General features: G+C 69.6%; 13 protein-coding genes and 1 pseudogene. 6 read left to right on the top strand and 8 right to left on the bottom strand.

All coding sequences use genetic code 11. The features are described 5' to 3' along the window. Positions 1 to 344: 344 nt before the first annotated feature. The gene (locus tag ACIHCQ_RS39625) at positions 345 to 866 is read right to left on the bottom strand and encodes a hypothetical protein (RefSeq protein ID WP_399673624.1); all 522 of its coding nucleotides are present in this window, start codon (positions 864 to 866) and stop codon (positions 345 to 347) included. A gap of 1,219 nt (positions 867 to 2,085) precedes the next feature. Further along, positions 2,086 to 3,099, bottom strand: coding sequence for an aldo/keto reductase (locus ACIHCQ_RS39620; protein ID WP_399673622.1), 1,014 nt, complete (start codon positions 3,097 to 3,099; stop codon positions 2,086 to 2,088). A 97-nt stretch (positions 3,100 to 3,196) separates the two neighbouring features. On the opposite strand from ACIHCQ_RS39620, the gene ACIHCQ_RS39615 reads away from it, so the two are divergent. Then, positions 3,197 to 4,087, top strand: coding sequence for an AraC family transcriptional regulator N-terminal domain-containing protein (locus tag ACIHCQ_RS39615; protein ID WP_399673620.1), 891 nt, complete (start codon positions 3,197 to 3,199; stop codon positions 4,085 to 4,087). Between the two features lie 1,214 nt (positions 4,088 to 5,301). On the opposite strand, the gene ACIHCQ_RS39610 is transcribed toward ACIHCQ_RS39615, so the two are convergent. After that, positions 5,302 to 5,616, bottom strand: coding sequence for a hypothetical protein (locus tag ACIHCQ_RS39610; protein WP_399673618.1), 315 nt, complete (start codon positions 5,614 to 5,616; stop codon positions 5,302 to 5,304). 248 nt (positions 5,617 to 5,864) lie between these two features. On the opposite strand from ACIHCQ_RS39610, the gene ACIHCQ_RS39605 reads away from it, so the two are divergent. The 4 genes from ACIHCQ_RS39605 to ACIHCQ_RS39590 all read left to right on the top strand — a co-directional run bounded on the left by ACIHCQ_RS39605 (position 5,865) and on the right by ACIHCQ_RS39590 (position 11,044). Next, positions 5,865 to 7,073, top strand: a complete 1,209-nt coding sequence (locus ACIHCQ_RS39605; protein WP_399673616.1) for an AAA family ATPase — start codon at positions 5,865 to 5,867, stop codon at positions 7,071 to 7,073. 19 nt (positions 7,074 to 7,092) lie between these two features. Continuing rightward, a complete protein-coding gene (locus ACIHCQ_RS39600; protein ID WP_399673614.1) occupies positions 7,093 to 8,733 on the top strand; it encodes a VWA domain-containing protein in 1,641 nt (546 codons plus the stop codon). A 79-nt stretch (positions 8,734 to 8,812) separates the two neighbouring features. Further along, positions 8,813 to 9,895 carry a DUF6744 family protein gene (locus ACIHCQ_RS39595; RefSeq protein WP_399673612.1) on the top strand — a complete coding sequence of 361 codons (1,083 nt, stop codon included), beginning with the start codon at positions 8,813 to 8,815 and terminating at the stop codon, positions 9,893 to 9,895. 687 nt (positions 9,896 to 10,582) lie between these two features. Then, the gene (locus ACIHCQ_RS39590; protein WP_399673610.1) at positions 10,583 to 11,044 is read left to right on the top strand and encodes an ester cyclase; all 462 of its coding nucleotides are present in this window, start codon (positions 10,583 to 10,585) and stop codon (positions 11,042 to 11,044) included. Positions 11,045 to 11,428: 384 nt separating this feature from the next. On the opposite strand, the gene ACIHCQ_RS39585 is transcribed toward ACIHCQ_RS39590, so the two are convergent. From ACIHCQ_RS39585 to ACIHCQ_RS39575, 3 genes and pseudogenes are all read right to left on the bottom strand, one after another. Then, on the bottom strand, positions 11,429 to 11,707 hold the full coding sequence (locus ACIHCQ_RS39585; RefSeq protein WP_399673634.1) for a recombinase family protein: 279 nt from the start codon (positions 11,705 to 11,707) through the stop codon (positions 11,429 to 11,431). A gap of 82 nt (positions 11,708 to 11,789) precedes the next feature. Beyond that, positions 11,790 to 11,912: pseudogene (locus ACIHCQ_RS39580) on the bottom strand (recombinase family protein); the annotation flags it as partial. 77 nt (positions 11,913 to 11,989) lie between these two features. Next, on the bottom strand, positions 11,990 to 12,112 hold the full coding sequence (locus tag ACIHCQ_RS39575) for a hypothetical protein (RefSeq protein WP_399673608.1): 123 nt from the start codon (positions 12,110 to 12,112) through the stop codon (positions 11,990 to 11,992). 114 nt (positions 12,113 to 12,226) lie between these two features. Here ACIHCQ_RS39575 and ACIHCQ_RS39570 point away from each other — a divergent pair, with 114 nt between their 5' ends. Then, positions 12,227 to 13,339, top strand: a complete 1,113-nt coding sequence (locus ACIHCQ_RS39570; RefSeq protein ID WP_399673606.1) for an ABC transporter substrate-binding protein — start codon at positions 12,227 to 12,229, stop codon at positions 13,337 to 13,339. Positions 13,340 to 14,408: 1,069 nt separating this feature from the next. On the opposite strand, the gene ACIHCQ_RS39565 is transcribed toward ACIHCQ_RS39570, so the two are convergent. Together ACIHCQ_RS39565 and ACIHCQ_RS39560 are read right to left on the bottom strand one after the other, a co-directional pair. Beyond that, a complete protein-coding gene (locus ACIHCQ_RS39565; protein ID WP_399673604.1) occupies positions 14,409 to 15,008 on the bottom strand; it encodes a chorismate mutase in 600 nt (199 codons plus the stop codon). Between the two features lie 191 nt (positions 15,009 to 15,199). After that, a complete protein-coding gene (locus ACIHCQ_RS39560; RefSeq protein ID WP_399673602.1) occupies positions 15,200 to 16,906 on the bottom strand; it encodes a hypothetical protein in 1,707 nt (568 codons plus the stop codon). Positions 16,907 to 17,395: the final 489 nt, after the last annotated feature.

Genomic DNA, 17,395 nt, shown 5'->3' with positions numbered 1-17,395 from the left:
GGGACCGACCATCGGTCACGGGTCGGGGAGTTGGCGTCTCACTGCCCAACTCCTCTCATCTTCAGCGACCTCATGTCGCACATGCGCTCCCACTCCGCGAGTCTGCCGCTCCTGAAGGCGGGCGTCTTCGAGCGCGACCGCAGCCTCCGCGTGCGTCATGCCCCGGGCGCGGCGGCGCCGGTGAAGGGGCGGCGCGGTCGGCGGGGCGTGGGAGTGCTCGTCAGGGCCTCGCATTCAACGTCGGGAATAGGGGAACGGCCTGCCGCCAGAGCGCTGCACGAGGGGTCGTCAGAGGTGGTGATGGATCGTACTTGGCCAAGTTGGCCAGGCCATGCCCTCAGCGATCACGATGCGGTGGGGGCCGGTGCCGGTGCCGGTGCCGGAGAGCCTGTGCGGGGCGAGGACTTCGAGCGGGCGCCGTCGCACACCAGGGTGATCACGACCAGCGTCGTGGGGGAACTCGCCGACCCGGCGCCGGGGAGCGTGGCCGCCGCGGTCCAGTTGCCCTTGCGGAGGCTGAGCGATCCGCTGCCCAGGTCCAGGCCGGGCTGCCAACCGTGGCTCGAACGGGCGCGGGCGAAGCCGGACTTCAAGGCCGCGTCCGCCGTCGCCGAATCGTGCTCACCCGTCAGGCTCTCCTGGCACTCGATCGCGATCCGATCCTGCGGCGTCCGCTTCAGCGTGACACGCTCCGCCGCCAAAGCCGAGGTCAGCTCCGACACCACCGTGTCCGCAGGCACCGGCAGGCCCGAGGAACGCGTGGGAAGCGGGCCGAGGTCCCGCAATGGGTGGGAGCAGGCCGTCACTGTCACGGTCGCCGCCATGGCCAATGCCGCCAGGCATGTGGACCCCCGTCGCTGTCGCACGATCTCGTCCGCCTCCTTCTGTGCCGTTCACGGCCGACCAGTCTCGCATCCCGTCTGATCAGGGTGAGCAGCGCGCGCCCCAACGACGACACCGGCCCGATAACGCCGGCCCGGACACCGAAGAGATGTCGAGCCGGCCAACTGCACAGCAAGCCGGATCGCAGCGATAGCATCCGGCGCTCGCAGTGCCGACGGACGCTTTCCTGAAGGCATGGGACCGAGCGCGAGCCTGCCCAGGAGTCGGCAGGGCCAACTTGGAGCTGGGCGAGGGCTGGTCCCACCGGTGGACGGTGACGTGGAAGACCAGCGGCGACCAGGTGTCCCGTTCGGTGGGGGAACTCGTGTCGACGTACACCCGGGTGAGGGTGCTGGGGCCACCCGCGTCTCCAGGATGCGGGACCAGCGGACGCCGTCAAGAGCGCTCTACGGGCGTCGCGCTGTGATGGGGCTGCGCCCAACCCTTGACCGCGGCCACAGTCCCGGGGCCGGCCGGCTGTCGGATGGCCCCAGCGCTCCGGCGTCCAGCGTGCCGGATACGTTTCCGTGTACCGAGCTGGGTACTTTCACGCGAACGCCGACAACTCGTCCAGACCACGACACTGGACGCTGATCCGGTTCGCTGTTTCTCCCGGCAACGAGGACAGGGCCACCGCCCGGGGCTGCCGGGCGGCGGGGGCGGCGCGGTCGTCGCCGGCAGCGCCCAGGCTCGGCAGCGCGAGGCGGGGCCGACACTGAGCGCCTGAACCTCCGTGGCCTTCGCGCTACCGAAGGCAACCTGTGCGCAACACCCCGTCGATCAGCAGCTTCGTGTGCGGGGCGCTGGAGCTGGTCGGCCCGCGTGGCGACCGCAGCGCGGCCTTCGACCTCGGTGAGTGCGGCGTCAGGTCCGGCTTGGTGGGATCAGCGCGAGGATCATACGAGGGTGGAAGTCCGCTTCTCTGAACTACCGGTGGTTCGTTCGTGCAGGCCCGGCGAATGACCGCTTCCTGCGACGTGTCGGTCCACCGCCGCGATGACGCAACGCCGTCGGCACGAGAGTCGCGTGGGTTCCGCGCGACCTCCTGCCGACAGATTCGCAGACACCTGGAGAACGATGTCCAGACCGGCCGTCGCGTGCTGATGGCCGGTTGTCGCTGGCCCCGTACCGGTGATCGTGAACCTCGTGTCCCCGCGACGCCGGTCATCCGGGGTCGCCCCGATCCGCATCGGGGGCTGGGCGTCACCAGGACGGCATCATTACCTCGGGGTAGCGGGATCCTGCCGCGCCCCGCGGCAGGATCTCCTGGACGCGGGTGAGGTCCTCCGGTGTGAGCGCGATGTGCGCTGCCGCGGCGTTCTCGGCGACCCGCCGCGAGCTGCGGGTGCCCGGGATCGGCACGATGTCATTGCCCTGGGCCAGCAGCCAGGCCAGCGCCAGCTGCGTGACCGTGATGCCCTGGGCGTCCGCGAGCGCGGTCAGCTCGCGGACGGCGGCCAGGTTCCTTTCGTAGTTGCCGGGCTGCCAGCGGTCGTCCCAGCTGCGCATGTCGTCCGCGGGGTACTCGGCGGCGGGTTTCACCGTGCTGGTGAGGAAGCCGCGACCCAGCGGCGAGTACGGCACGAACCCGATGCCCAGCTCGCGCACCACCGGGAGCACCTCGGCCTCCACAGCGCGCTCGAACACCGAGTACTCGGTCTGCAGCACGGACACCGGGTGGACGGCGTGGGCGCGCCGGATGATGTCAGGCCCGGCCTCGCTGAGCCCGAAGTACCGCACCTTGCCCTCGGCGATCAGCTCGCCGACCGTGCCCGCCACGTCCTCGATCGGCACGTCCGGGTCGACGCGGTGCTGGTACAGCACATCAATGTGGTCGGTGCCGAGGTGGCGCAGACTGTTCTCGGTGACCTCTCGGATGTGTTCCGGCCGGCTGTCCAGCGCGACCCCGACGTTCTGCGGATCGCTCAGGTCGAAGCCGAACTTGGTGGCGATCACGATGTCGTCGCGGAAGTCCTTCACAGCGCGGCCGAGCAGCTGCTCGTTGCTGCCGGTACCCATGCCGTACAGCTCGGCGGTGTCGAAGTGCGTGACGCCCAGTTCGTACGCCCGGCGGATGGTGGCGACGCCGCCGGGCTCGTCGGCGGCACCGTAAGCCATGGTCATGCCCATCGTCCCGAGGCCGATCGCCCCGGCCTCCAGGCCCTGCGTACCGAGCTTGCGGGTGGGGAGGCTGGTGTTCTTGTGGTGCTGTGTCATGCCGTCAACGCTAGGAGTGCGACCACCTCGCGGTCATGGGGCTACTGCCGCATAGGATTGCCCAATCCTCTCAGTCGGTCTCAGTAAGGGAGCGCTCATGCGGGAGCAGCTGGATCAGCTCGCGGCGGCCGTCGTCCGGCACAGTGACGGCCTGTGGTCCGACAGCGCGGTGCCACGGCTCACACTGGTCTCGCTCGACGGGTTCGTCGCCCCCACCGACCTGCTGTACGAGCCGATGATCTGCTTCACGGCCGACGGCTCCAAACGCAGCATCGCGGGCGACCTGAGCTGGACGATCGGACGCGGGGACATGTTCCTCAACTCGGTCGAGATGCCGGTCACCGCCACGTTCGAGCAGTTGCCGTACCGTTCGGCGGTACTCCACCTGGACGGCCGGGTGCTCGCCGAACTCCTGCTGGAACTGGACGGACCCGACCCGCGCACGTTCCCCGGTCCCGGCGGGCAGGTCTCCGCGCCGATGACGCCGGAAATCGTCGACGCGGTCAACCGGTGGGTGCGGCTGCTCGACACCCCGGACGACATCGGCCCGCTGGCCGCACGCATCGAGGGCGAGATCCTCTACCGGCTGCTCGGCAGCCCACTCGGCCCGCTCCTGCACCAGCTCACGCTGGCCGACTCCGGCGCCGCCCGGGTCCGCGCGGCGGCCAGGTGGATCTGCGCGCACTATGCCGAGCCGCTCACCGTCGACACGATCGCGGCGGTGGCGCACATGAGCACCGCCACGCTGCACCGCCACTTCAAGGCCGCCACCGGCATGAGCCCGCTCCGCTTCCAGAAACACCTCCGACTACAGGAAGCGCGGCGGCAGTTGTTCTCCGGCGACACCACGGCGGCGCAGGCCGCGGAAGCGGTGGGGTACGCCAGCGCGACACAGTTCAGCCGCGAGTACCGGCGCGCCTACGGCCTGCCGCCCGCCCAGGACGCGGCCCGCCTGCGCGGCCGGCTGGCGAACGCCCCGGGGGCCTAGGGCCTGTTGCGAAAGTTGATCTCGACCGTGAATGATCACGTTCTGTGGGACGTGGGGATCTGACCAACGGCCAGTGGGCCCGGCTTGAACCGCTGCTGCCGCGGGGCATCAAGCCGGGACGGCCGCAGGTGTGGACGAGGCGGCAGTTGATAGACGGCATACGGTGCGCGATCTTGAGGACGACTTGCGCGCCGGATCGCAGCCGGATCCGATAGGCCACGTTGAACCAGCCGTCGCCCGGTTCGCTGACCCAGTTCTCGCCCGCGTCGCACACCTCCTCCGGGCCGTAGGCACGGGCGACCATCGCGCGAAGCGCCTCAACGGGCTGCCGGTTCTTTGTGATGCTCTCCATCAATCCTCCGCCCGCAGCATGATCGGACGGTAGCACCAGGACGGCGTTGAGCACTCGGTTCTCCTGCGCCGCCGTGCTGTTGCCGGCCTCATCTATTCGGGGAATGATCTCCACGTCGTTGGGAAGCACTTGCTCAATTGGGAGTGTCCGCCCTGGTCAGCCGAGTTTGTGAAGACCCGAGTCATGCATGGCTCCCCGCGTGCCCGGCCTGCGTTCCAAGAGCCGGCACCAGGCCGTCGCGACATTGAGGGCTTCAGACATGGGCCCTGTCTTCAACGTCCCAGGGTCCGCCCACAATCGACTCGGCTTATTGGCGAGGGCATGAAAGCGCGACTTTCACAACAGGCCCTAGGCAGGCCCGTCCCATAGGAGCGACCGTCGACGGTGCGTGCCCGGCCACCAGCAACTCCTGGGAATAGCCGGCGACCGCCTCCACAGTCACACCGTCGGGAGCGACCAGCCATTGGGCTCGTACCAGTAGCCGGTCTCCACCAGCCGACCCCACCGAGGAACCACCAACACGGCCAGGTGCCGCCCGGGGACACGATCGTTCGTCGCGACCGGTGACCGTAGCGGCCGAAGCCGGCGTCCGCCCCTGAACTGCGGAATCTCCGTGCTTCGTTCAGTCAACGGGGCATGTACGCGGACCTACGGCGGCATCCCCCCGGCGAAGAGCGAGCCGATGGTCGGGCGCCGGGGCAGGTGTGGCCACTGGCAGGCCCCTTCGGTGTCTGCTTGCTGAGCCCCAGCGTCCGGCGTCCACCTTTGGATCTTGGCCAGTGCTCCGGCGTTTGCGGCGGGGGTGAAAGCCATCTTGGAGCTGCTTTGAGCCGAACGTGAGTACGGGTTCGGGGTGTTGCCCTCAGTCAGCAGGGTGCTGTTGGTTGTCGATGTACTGCTTGGCGACGGTCAGCGGTGCTCCACCGCAGGACCTGGGTGCCGCGCCCCGGTCGCGCTGTGGTCCGGCCCGCGCGCCATCCTGGGCCACGCCGACGCGGTCGAGCGAGCCGGTCTCGCCGGGGTCGTGGACGGTGTAGCCGCACCGGGAGCAGAAGGCGCCCAGGTCACCGTTGGCCTCGAACGAGCCGTACAGCAGGAAGTAGCCGAGTTGCTCGTGGACCTGCCAGGTCCGCTTGAGGAGTACGGGCGCCGTCGAGGCCGGCCCTGGCCACCGCACGGCGCGGTCAGTGCCTCAGTCGGGCAGGGACGGGACACCAGCTGACTGCTCCCCAGGCAGCCGCGTGTCATGGTCCCATGGTTCCTTCCCGCGCTCTGGGCCACTCACCGTGTGAACGCCCGTCCTCCGAGAGAGGGCGGTACAGCAGTTCCGAGAGAGCCGTTCCCCAGCCCTGGGTATGCAAGAACGGGCGTTTTTGTAAGTATGACTTGCCAGCCCAACCGGGCGTCACAGGCAAGGAGCTGGATATGGGCGCGCAGGACGCGCAGGACGCGCAGGACACGGCCAAGAGGCTGCGGGCGATCAGCGACGAGCTGTCGGACCGTTTCTACGAGCGGGCCGACGTGGTGCGGACGCTGGTGGTGACCCTGCTGGCCGGGCAGCACTCGTTGGTGCTCGGCCCGCCCGGAACGGCGAAGTCCGAGCTGGCCCGGGATCTCACGGGCCGAGTTCAGGGGGCGGCCTACTGGGAGATCCTCCTGTCGAAGTTCACCGCGCCGACGAGGATGTTCGGTCCCATCGACGTCGCCGCGCTGGCCCGGGGTGAGTACCGCCAGGTCTACGACGGCCGCGCCACGACCGCGCACGTCGCGTTCATCGACGAGATTTTCAAGTGCTCCACGGCGGCGCTGAACGAGACGTTGGGCTACCTCAACGAGCGGATCTACCACCCCGAGAGCGGCGGCGAGCCGATCCGCTGCCCCCTGATCGGGGCCATCACGGCGAGCAACGAACTGCCCAGCGGGGAGGATTCAGCCGCCATCTACGACCGGCTGCTGGTGCGGATCGAAGTCGGCTACCTGGCCGACCCCTCGAACTTCGCCGCGCTCGTCCGCTCCGCCGTCAGCCGCCAGGCGGCACCTATACGGACCACGGTCGAGCTGGCCGCGTTGCAGCACGCCGTGACCGAAGCGGTCCCGGCCGTGGACGTCCCCGACGTGATCGTGGATGCGGTGTGCACGCTGCGGGCCGCCCTGCGCCGCAAGGAACTCGTCGCCTCCGACCGCCGCTGGCGGCAGGCGGTGGGGCTGCTCCAGGCGTCCGCGTACCTCGACGGCCGCCCGGCGGTCGCCGAGACCGACCTGGCGGTGCTGACTCACGTGCTGTGGGGCTCCCCCGCCGAGCGCCCGACCGTCGAGCGCGAGGTGCTGCAACTGGTCAACCCCGACGCCAAGGAGGCGCTCGACCTCGCCGACGCCATCGAGGAGCTGGAGTCCCAGCTCGACGCCATGGCCGGACAGTCCCGCGAGGCGCTGAGCGAATGGGTCATCAAGGAGGCCCACAACAAGCTCGCCAGGGCGGGGAAGCGGCTGGAGAATCTGCGCAACGAGGCGGCGGTCGCCGGCCGCTCCACCGCCGCCATTGACCGGGTCATCGGCCGCCAGCGCGCCGTCCACGCCCGCGTTCTCACCGAGGCTCTCGGCGTGGACGCGAGCATGGTGCAGGCCCAGCTCTGAACACCGGGGAATCAGGACCATGGGCGAGACACTGGGCACGACACTGAGCAAGCTCAAGGAGCTGGCGAGCCGGGCCGGGAAGTGGCTGGGCCTGGCCGCCGCCGCTCCCGAGCGGCACACCGCCGCCGTGGTCGCGGACCGGTTCGACCGGATCGCCTGGCGCGACACCTACGAGCAGTCGGCCGGACTGCGCGATCTGGCCGAGGAGCTGAACGAGCGCTACGACCACACCACCGACCTCCTGAACGATGCCTTCCTGGCCGCCTACAAGGTCAGCCCGCGGTTGCGCGAGCGCGCGGAGATGGACCCCTCCCGGCTGGTCAATCACCAGGTCATCACCTCACTGGTGGACTCACCGGAGTTCGCCGAGCTGCGCCGCGAGACGGCCGGCGACCCCTACGCCGCCGCCATGGGCGTGCTTGCCCAGGCCGCCGCGCTGCGCCGGATGCTGGAGCGCTCCCGGGATGCCCAGGAACAGGCCGAGCAGGCGAAGAAGGCCCAGCAGGACGCCGACGACGCGGCGACCGCCGTGGGGGAGGCGCTCCAGCAAGCCGCCGACGGGGCGGACTGGTCCGATGGGGACGGCACCGTACCGGCCCCGGCCGCCGACGCCGTACAGCAGGCGATCGAGGCCGCCGAGGCCGCCGAAGCCGCTGCGCAGCAGGCCGCCCAGGACGCCGCGCAGGCCCTCGCGGCGGCGGCCCCCGGTATCCGTGCCGCCGCGCGGAACGCGGCGGCGAAGTCCGCCGAGGCCGCGCGGGAGGAGGCCGCGCTGATGCGGGCATGGGGCGTTGGCCCCGGCGAGCTGGAGCGGATGCCGTTCGGCCGGCGCGCCCAGCTCGCCGAGCGGCTGCGCACCGGCCGTCTCGCACAGTGGGCCGAGCTGATCGGCCGTTTCCGGCAGATGGCCAGCGGTGAGCGCTCCCGCAAGGTGGAGAACACTGCCGGGGAGCTGGTCGGCGTCACGCTCGGCAATGACCTCTCCCGCGTCGTCCCCTCCGAGCTGGCCAACCTCGGCCTGCCTGAGCTGCGTGCGGTGTTCGCCGCGCGTTACGCCGCCGGGGAGCTGATGCTCTACGACAGCCAGGGAGAGCAGACCACCGGCCAGGGCGCCATCATCGCGTGCGTGGACACCTCGTACTCCATGTACGAGGCAGGGCCCGGCGGAGTCACCCGGGAGGCCTGGGCCAAGGCGTGCGCCCTGGCGCTGCTGGATCAGGCCCGCCGCGCCAAGCGTGACTTCGTCGGCATCCTGTTCTCCTCCGCCGGCCGGCTCCGGGTCTTCCGCTTCCCGGCCGACCGGCCCGCCGGCATCGCCCAGGTGCTCGACTTCGCGGAGACCTTCCTCGGCGGTGGCACCAGTTACCAGACGCCGCTGACAGCGGCCGGCGACCTGCTGGAGGCGGAGTTCAACGACGCCGCCCGCGCGCGCGGCGACATTGTGATGATCACCGACGACGAATGCGGCGTCACCGAGGAATGGATGCGCGGCTGGAACGACGCCAAGCACCTGTTGGGCTTCCGGGTCTTCGGTGTGGCCATCGGCGCCCCGCGCGCCGCCGAAGCCGGCTCGGTCCTGGACGCCCTGTGCGACAACCTCCGCTCCATCGAGGACCTCACTGACGTTCGCGCCGCCGCCGACCTCTTCCGCGTGATCTGACTTCCGCCGGCAGCCACCCACCGCACACGACACAAACGGCGGTTCTTGTACGAATCTTGCACGAAGGGAACTGATGACCATGACGGCGCAGCCCGCCACCGGGGACGCGGCGTTCGGCGCCTGCACCGCGGCTATGGACAGCGGCGAGACCCCGCTCCTTGGCCACCTGGTGCTCTACAGCGTGTTCGACGGCGAGGTCACCCCGGTCACCTTGGAAGCCTGGTTCAAGGAACTGGAGCTCGACCCGCAGTTCCTCCCTCCGCCGGTGCGCCAGGTGGACGCCTACGAGAAGGTCACCGGGCCAGACGGCGTGAAGGCGTCCTACCCCCTGGACGACCCGTCCGCGACCGGCCCCGCCCACACGCGCGCCAGGAGCCGCAAGGAGGCCGACCGGCTGTTTCGCGGCAGCTCCGCCACGTTGATGGTGCGCCACGTTCGCCGGGACGGCGGGCAGATCGTCCGGCACGTCGTGCGGGAGGTGCGCAACCCGCTGAACACCAGCCTGAACTATGACACGGGGATCGGCGTCGCGACCTTCCACCGAGACCACCGCCAGGGCGCCGCGGAAGGCTCCGGCACCTTGGAGGTAGAGCCGGACAACGCCGCCATCGCCCGGCTCCCGGAGGCGGAGCAGGCCCGGGTGCGCGCGATGCTGGCGGACATCGACGCCAGTTACCAGCGTCGCTGCACCTATCTGACCGGCGACAAGCTGCGGAACGTGGTGCGCCGCTACGTCGAGTCCCTCGGCGCCATCCGTGTGCGGGCCACCGGCGGGGCGTACTTCGTCCACCGGCAGCATGCCGCCACCCTGGCCGCGCTGCGCGAGCTCGTCAGCCGCTTCGGCGGTGAGAGCAACCTGACGCGCATCCCCCTGCCGGACCAGGAGGAAATGCGCGAGCTGGTCATCAGTTCCCTGACTACGAAGACCAGGGAGGAGCTCGTAAAGCTCTCCCGCGGCATCGCCGCGGCCCAGCGCGAGGGCAAGCACGCCCAGGCCCAGAGGCTCTACCAGCGGTTCGCCGAGCTCCAGAAGGCCACTGGCCGGCACGCCGAGTTGCTGTCCACCTCCCTGGAGGACGCCGAAGCCGCCATGCAACTGGTCAAGAAGCAGCCCGGGACGTTCCTGGCCGCCACCGCCACCGGCGGCGATGACGACGAGTAGACGGGCCACGTCGGCCGGACACGCCCGACTGGCAGGTCGCGCCGGCCTGTCACCTCAGACAGCGAATCGGCATCGCCCGGGGTGGGATGGCTCGGCATGACGGCCTGGTGACGACATGGATGCGCTGCTACTGGGACGAGGAAGACGTCTGGTTCTACTTCGAGGTCGATACCGAAGGCTGGCGCGGCCCGACAGGTCGAACTCCAAGGGCCTGAGCTGACCGAGCTCCTCATCCACCAGGTCGGGCGCCTTCCATGTACGCGGTTGCGTAGTCCGGGGTGCCGAACTGCGGCGTCTCCCACGCCTCCCAGTCGAACCCCGTCGCGGTCAGATCGGACCACGAGCACGCGGCGAGTTACGCCGTGGTGGCCGGCCTCGTGCGGTCTGTTCGTTGTCGCTCGATCACCGTCCAGTTCTTCGTCGGTGAAGTCGTTCGGGAGACGAGCATCTCGCGCCGGTCGTGAGGGTCGGGCTGTCGCTCGACGAGGCCGGCCCGTCCAGCCTTGGCCGGCCATGGGCTGGTTGAACAGGACGTAGGCGGCGTGGTGGCGCCGGGCGGATACGGTGACCGCCGCGACCGCCTCCGCGTGGGTTCGGTTTGACATGAGCGGGCCTCTGCCTTTATATCTGCGTGACGCAGATTATGCGTGATGCAGAATCCTTCTGTCACGACACACGGGAGAACCCATGACCACCCAGTCCCCCGAGCAGCTGCGCGCCCTGTACGCCCGCTGGAGCGAGATGTGGCGCGGCGACTTCAGTCACGCCGAGGACATCCTCGACTCCGGCTTCGTCGTCCACCAGGCACGCCCCGACGGCAGCGACTCCGAGACCACCACAGGCCCGGCGCGGCTGCTGCCCGAGATCGAGCAGACCATGGCCACCTTCGGTGACATCGCCATCACCGTCGACCTCGGCCCGATCGTCGACGGCGACCTGATCGCCGCACGCTGGACCATGCGCGCCACCTACACCGGCGGCATCCCCCACGCCACCGCCCCCACCGGCACGAAGATCACCTTCAGCGGCAACGACATCCTGCGCGTGGCCGACGGCAAGTTCGTCGAGTACTGGACCTGCACCGACATCCTGGACGGTCTGGCCCAGCTCGGAGCTGTCTCCGGCCCCAACGGTCCCGCCCAGCACTGAGCGGGGCGGGTGTGCGGGGCTGTCAGCCTTCGTCCCCGGCGTCGTCGATGGCGCCTGCGTCCCGGAGGGGACGCAGGCCCTGGCCGGGGGCCGCTGTCTTTGACGTTGAACAGGTAGCGGCCCAGGAACTTGATGTGCCGGTCCTTGAGTGGGAGAGCGTCCTGCCCTGGCCGCTGTCAACCGTGAGAGGTCCGGTGTTCACCGCCCCGGGAGAGCGATACCTGATGCCCGATGGCCTTTGGCCTTGGGCTGGACAACGCCGTCCTTCAGCACCAGAGCGGATCGACCGGCAGCCAAGCGCCCTGCCGTAGCTGTCGTCCAGCCGGATCGGGAACGGCCCCGGCGCTCACCGTCGCATTAGCCCCGCCTCGTACGCCGCGATGGTCAGCTGCACGCGGTCCCGGGCCTCCAGCTTCGCGAGCAGCCCTGCACGAGGGGCCGAGGGCGATCAGGCGGTTCCGCGAGCGCGGCGAAGACGTGGAAGATCAGGCGCCCGCCGGGGGTGGTGGTGTCGGGCGCCTCGTGCGGGGACTGGAAGCCGATGCCGCGTTCGCGGAGTTCGGCGACCATGTTCACGAGGTCCTGGAGCGAGCGGCCGTACCGGTCGAGACTCGGCACGACCAGGGTGTCTCTCGGTGCGAGGAACGCATGACACGCCTTCAGCTCGGAGCGGAGGTCGTTTTTGCCCGGACTTCTTGTCGGACTTCTTGCCGGCGAAGATGCGGCGGCAGCCCGCTGCGCTGAGGGCGTCGAGCCGGCGGTCGAGTGACTGGCCCTTCGTCGAGACCCGGGCGTAGCCGATCCGGATGTCGGTGAGGGCGGTCGGCGAGGGGGTGAGGAGTTCGGACGGCTCCAGGGGCGCGTTCATGCCCCGGGTCTTCTCAGAAAACGGTGCCCGTCCGGTTGTTGAAGGTCAAGGTTTTTGAAGGAGTTATTGAAGGCGTCTCACGCCGTTTCGATCTTGAGTGCCGGATCGTCAATAAACGATGGTTTCTTGACGATCCGGCAGCTCAGCGAATCAATAATCGGTTGCCTGTTGGCGATGGTGGTGGATGCAATATCCGGCATGGTCACCAAGGTCCGCCCGCCACGGCGAGATGAGATGAACGCCTACTACCGGCCCTTGCCACTCTGCGATCCGGGCGAACTGCAACCGAATCATCACACGGGAGACGCCAACGCATGAATACGCCACCATCGCCACCCGGAGCGGAGCGGCCTGATGGACCATCCGTTCAGATCGGCGCTCTCGTTCCGCTGACTCGGCCTGGCTGGGTCGAGGCAGGCCGACACCTGCTCGCTGGACTCGAGCTGGCCGTTCGCGAAGTCAATGACGCCGGCGGGATCGTCGGAAGACCACTCGAGCTGGTGGTCCGAGACACCGCGGCTGATCCACAGAGGGCCGCGGCGGCCGTAGATGAATTGGCTCGCATGGGCGTGGCTGCCTTGGCGGGGGAGTATCACAGCGTCGTCGCTCGCGCCGCTGCCGCCAGGGCAGACGCCCTCGGCCTGCCGTTCCTCTGCTCGTCAGCGGTTCTCGACGCGCTCACCGAACAGCCAACGGAATGGGTCGCGCGCCTCGCCCCGGCGCAGTCCCACGGCTGGCAGATCTACGCAGACTTCCTCCTCGGCGCGGGCCACAGCCGAATCGCCATAGCAGCCGAGTCGAGTGTCTACTGGGCATCCGGGGCCCGCATTCTGCGGGACTACCTCGCTCCACGTGGCGGCACTGTCATCGAACTCGACATGCGCGCGCTCGCCCCCACGGCCGTGTGTGACGAACTCGTCGACAATCGCGCGACAGCCCTCCTTCTTCTGGTCGGCCACCCGGAGCCGGCAGTGTCGATCGTCAAGTCCGTCCGCCGCGACCAGCGCCTCGCCGAGATCATGATTGGTGCTCCGGCCGGGCAACCGGAGTTCGCTGAATGGGCGACGTTGCTGGGCGACGACAGCGCCGCGATCCCGTTCTTGCGCTACCTGCCCGAGCGCCTCAGCCCACTCGGTGCACGAGTCGAGACGGCCCTCCGCGAGCGGTTGGCCGAAGCGCCCTCCTTCGTCGCCTTCGAGGGCTACGACACGGTCGCCGTCCTCGCCGATGTGCTGCGTTCTCACGGCGCGGACCGGGCGCGTACTGCCGAATCCTGGCCGCGCGTCGCAGTCGAAGGCACCCGCGGGCAGATCCGGTTCTCCCGCACGCCAGGCATCAGCGTTTGGCAATGGGCTTGGGCGCCAATCCAAGTCGTTGATCGAGATCCGGCGGAACCCGATCGCTTTCGGATCCTTCACGCCGGCTGAGAGAGCACGGAGGTCCGGCCGTGGGGGCCAACGGAACCGCCAGTAACGCCAAGCGCTTGATCTTGGTCGTCCAGCACAGATGATCCGTGCCGTGCGGGGGTTCGGCGGAAGATCCTCGGTCGAGCCAGGCAGTACCGCCCAGCTGCGCCCCCGACTTCTGGACGGGCAGAACAGCCTTGTCAGTGGCGTGCGCAGGAACGGCCGGCAGCAGGCAGGCCGTGAGCAGAATTGCGTAACTACGGATCTTCACCTGATGCTTAACGCCGCAGGATGCCGAACCACGGCACCACGGCGGCAACTCCGAGTGGGCCGAGGTGCGGTGTCGTCACTCCGCGCCGACCCGGCACGCCGTCGCTCATACCCCCGACCGAATGATGCGGCAGGTAGCCCGCGACCAAGATCAATTGCTTGGCGTCAATGGCTGTTCCGTTGGTCCCCAAGGCCGGTGTGGTCGTCAGGGCCGCAGTGGGCCGCGGTGGGTCTCGATGGCGCCGATCGCAGCCGGCACCCGCAGGGTCTCCCGCTTGGGCCCCAGTGGGGCTGCGGCCCGCGGAGGCGTCTGTTCGGCATTCCGGCCTCCTGTCCCCGTTTCTTTCCAGGGTCCGCCATGGCGTCCCTTTCTCCATCAACAGGCTCGGCTGACGCGTTCCTGTGCTCGTGTACGCGCCTGAAGCGCCTGGGGCTCGGCCGGCCTCGTGCCGGATGGACACCGGCAGGCCGAGGGTGACCGCCACAAGGAGGGAGACCGCAGCGTCCTGGAGGGACTCCTCCAGCCATCGCCAACTGCACGCTGCGCAGCGGCCGCGGAGCGTGCAGGGCCGGGAAGACGTCCTGGGGCAAGTTCCAGGCGGCCGACGGCCCGGGGTGACGTTCGACCGCTCCACGTTCAGCTTGTCGGCGACCTTCTTGTGCGTGACCCGCACCCACCCCTCGCACTGCCGGCCGATGCACCACAGCAGGACCGCGGACTGGATCGGCGACGTGGGGCACAGCGCATCAACAGTGTGAGACCCACATACTCCTGAGTTGCGGGACCGGTGGGCAGGCCGACACCGCGCGGGCGCCCGGTTCAGCCTGCCCGGCACACCGAAGGCAGCGCCCTCAGCAGCCCGGTCTTGTGCAGGGGGCTCAACCGCAGCCGCCCTGTCACCGTCCGTTCGGCCGTGACGAGCCGGACCACGCAGCGGGCTTCGTCGCGCACGGCATCGGTGGCGGACAGCTCCGCGAGCAGCCGGTGGTTGACGCTGTCGATCAACGGCCGGATCTCGGCGAGCGTCGGCCGGTGCTCGGGCGGCCGGGCGGTGCCGCTGTCCCAGGCCAGGAAGAGCTCCCGCTGGACCAGCTTGTTCGCCTCGATCTGGTCCTTGAAGACCGCTGTCGCCTCCGCCGGATCCAGACCCAGGCCGCGTGCCTCCTCGGCCATCGCGTCCAGCACCTGCTTTTCCCGGGAGGGATCGTCGATCGGCGAGTCGGTCCCGTACTTGGCCGCAGCGACCTGATCCGCGAGCAGCACGCGCTCGGCGGCCAGCCCGACCAGCGGCGCCAGTACCGGCCGGGCCGGTGCCTCCAACGGGGTGCGGGGCTGGGCCCGCGCCGGGCCAGTACCGGCGCCGAACATGGCGGCGAGGGTGACGACGGAACACGCAGCAACACGGATGCGATGAGCCATCCGCTCAACCTAAGCGGTTACGGCGAAGTCGAGTACTGACCCTTTGGCCGTCCAGGCCCACGACCGTGCGGCGGCTCGTGGTTCTCACCGCCGTCATGCCCCCGAGGGCATCTTCTGCACATCGGCGACCTGGGCAATCTGTACGAGATTCCCCAGGTCGCCGACGAGGTGTCAGCGACCCCGGTCAGGCGTCAAGAGCGGCGCCGCAGCCTCCTCGCGACGGCGAAGAAGATCAGGCCAAGACCTACCGACCCGATCGAGGTGAGCGCGACGGGAACGGTCAAGCTTGAGCCGGTGTCCGCGAGGTCACCGGAGCCGCCGGAGCCGCCGGTGCTCATGCCGCTCGTGCCCCCGGACGTGCCGGAGCCGCCGGACGTCTGCCCCGTACTGCCTCCAGTGGTGCCTCCGGTGGTGCCGGAGGCGGCCGCGGTGGCGGTGACCTTCAGGAAGCCGAGGTTGTTCAGCCCGGGATCCGCCCTGCCCTCGTCGAAGAAAATCACTCCCCGCGCTTTGTCGAGCGTCCGGGTCGCCATGAGCGTGAAGCCGAGCACGAGCTTGCTGCCCGGCAATAGCTCTCCCAGGACGACCCTGCACCGGTACATCGCGCCCGTGGGGACGGGAGCGTCGTCCTCGGGGCCGTTCCCGAACGAGGGATTCGTGTATCTCTCCCAGCGCGCGGCGTTGGCCGTCGCCTTGCACCGCTTGTCGAGCTTGAGCACCTTCAGTCCGCGCGGGATCTCGACCAGCACGGCTGCCTGGAGGCCGCGATACGTCGCCCGGCCCTTGTTGGTCACTCCGACGACGGCGGTGAACCGCTCGCCGACGCGCGTCTTCATGGTCGCGCCCGCTGCCGCCAGATCGGCCACCTGGCCCGTGACGAACGCGACGATGTGCGAGTTGTCTCCGCCGTCGATCTCGCGGGGCGGCGGTGCGGCCTGCGCCGCCTTCGGCTGCTGCTTGGGCGCGAGCTTCAGCACACCGGAGGTGCCGCGCACGCCGCGGGGCTGCTCGGGGACGTTCGGCAGCACCATGAACTCAAGCCTGCTGAATTCCTCGTACTTGCCCATTCTGACTTTCAGCGGCGGGGACAGCACATGGCGCGCCGAGTCGGCCCGGAGCGGGGTGTCCAGCAGACACGTGGCGCCGACCTTCGGGGACTTGGCGTTCTTGGGGTCGCGGGGCTGGTACCAGCAGTTGGTGTAGTTGCCGAGCAGCTCCGCCCGGTTGTCACCCTCGAAGCCCCAGATCCGCAGATAGGTGCGCGGCACGGTCTGGCTCCCCGCGTTGGACACCTCCAGCGGCAACGGGGCGCTCCCGCCCGGGGTCACCTTGATCCGGTACTGCGGGGGCGGCGTCAGCACCAGGTCGGCCGCCTCGGTGACCGTGACGGCCGTCTTGAGCTCGCTCTCCGTCCCGAGCGGGGTGTTGGACGAGCGGGCGGTGTACGTGATCTGTCCCGTGGCGCCGCTCGCCGCACCGGCCTTGGCACGGACCTTGTAGGCGTACGAGACGGGTTCATCGGCGTTCCAGCGCATCTCGACATCACCGACGGGGCAGGTGACGATCGCGCCTGCCACAGCGCAGTTCGCCGCGAAGCGGAACTCCGCGATGTCCTTGACACCGGTGGTGTCGATCACCAGCTCGACGTCCTTCACCAGATCGGCCTGGGGACGGGCATTGATGAACTGGAGCTGGACGTCCTTGAACCGGACGTCGTTGGGCACCGCGCCCGCGCGGGCCACCTCGTGCTTCGGCGGCGCGTAGACCGTGAAGTAGCCTTCCGGCGCGGGGTCGGCGGCGGCAGCGGGCGGCGCGGCGGCCAGGCCAAGGCCCAGCCCCAGCGCGGCGCACCAGGCCAGGGCGGCACGTGCCGCCCCGACGGTCAGTCTCGGTCTCATGGTCGGCCTCTCCCCTGACACCGGGCTCATGACCTCGGCGGATCGTCTCCGGCTGGAGACGGCCGTATCCGTGGCGGCCCATCAGGCGCTCGTCCTCGGCTTGTTGGACTGGCGGTGTGCCCTTGAGGTTGTACGCGTCCGAGCGCGGATTCCGGCTCATGGATTCGGGCCGACGAAGGTGCTGCGCACCGCCTGTCCGGGACCCACGCCCCGGACACCACTCCCCGGACACCACTCCCCGGACACCACTCCGCCGGGCGGCCTTCGCCGGCCTGCGTCCGCGCCTGGTGCCTGGCTGGCAACCGGGACGGCAGCCCCTGCCATCCCGGTTGCCGTGGCGACCACACCCGCTGTCCGCGTACGTGGACACAGCCGGCCACGACACCCGGTGCCGCTGGTGCGCTCCGAGCGCCGCCGTGCGCATGGCCCGCGACAAGCGGCTTTCGCCGCGTGACGTGCAGACCATCCTCGGACACGCGCACCTGAGCA

Source organism: Streptomyces sp. NPDC052236 (genome assembly GCF_044548015.1).
Lineage (GTDB): Bacteria > Actinomycetota > Actinomycetes > Streptomycetales > Streptomycetaceae > Streptomyces.
Note: the sequence above shows the minus strand (reverse complement) of the source record. Positions and strands in the feature narration are given on the sequence as shown.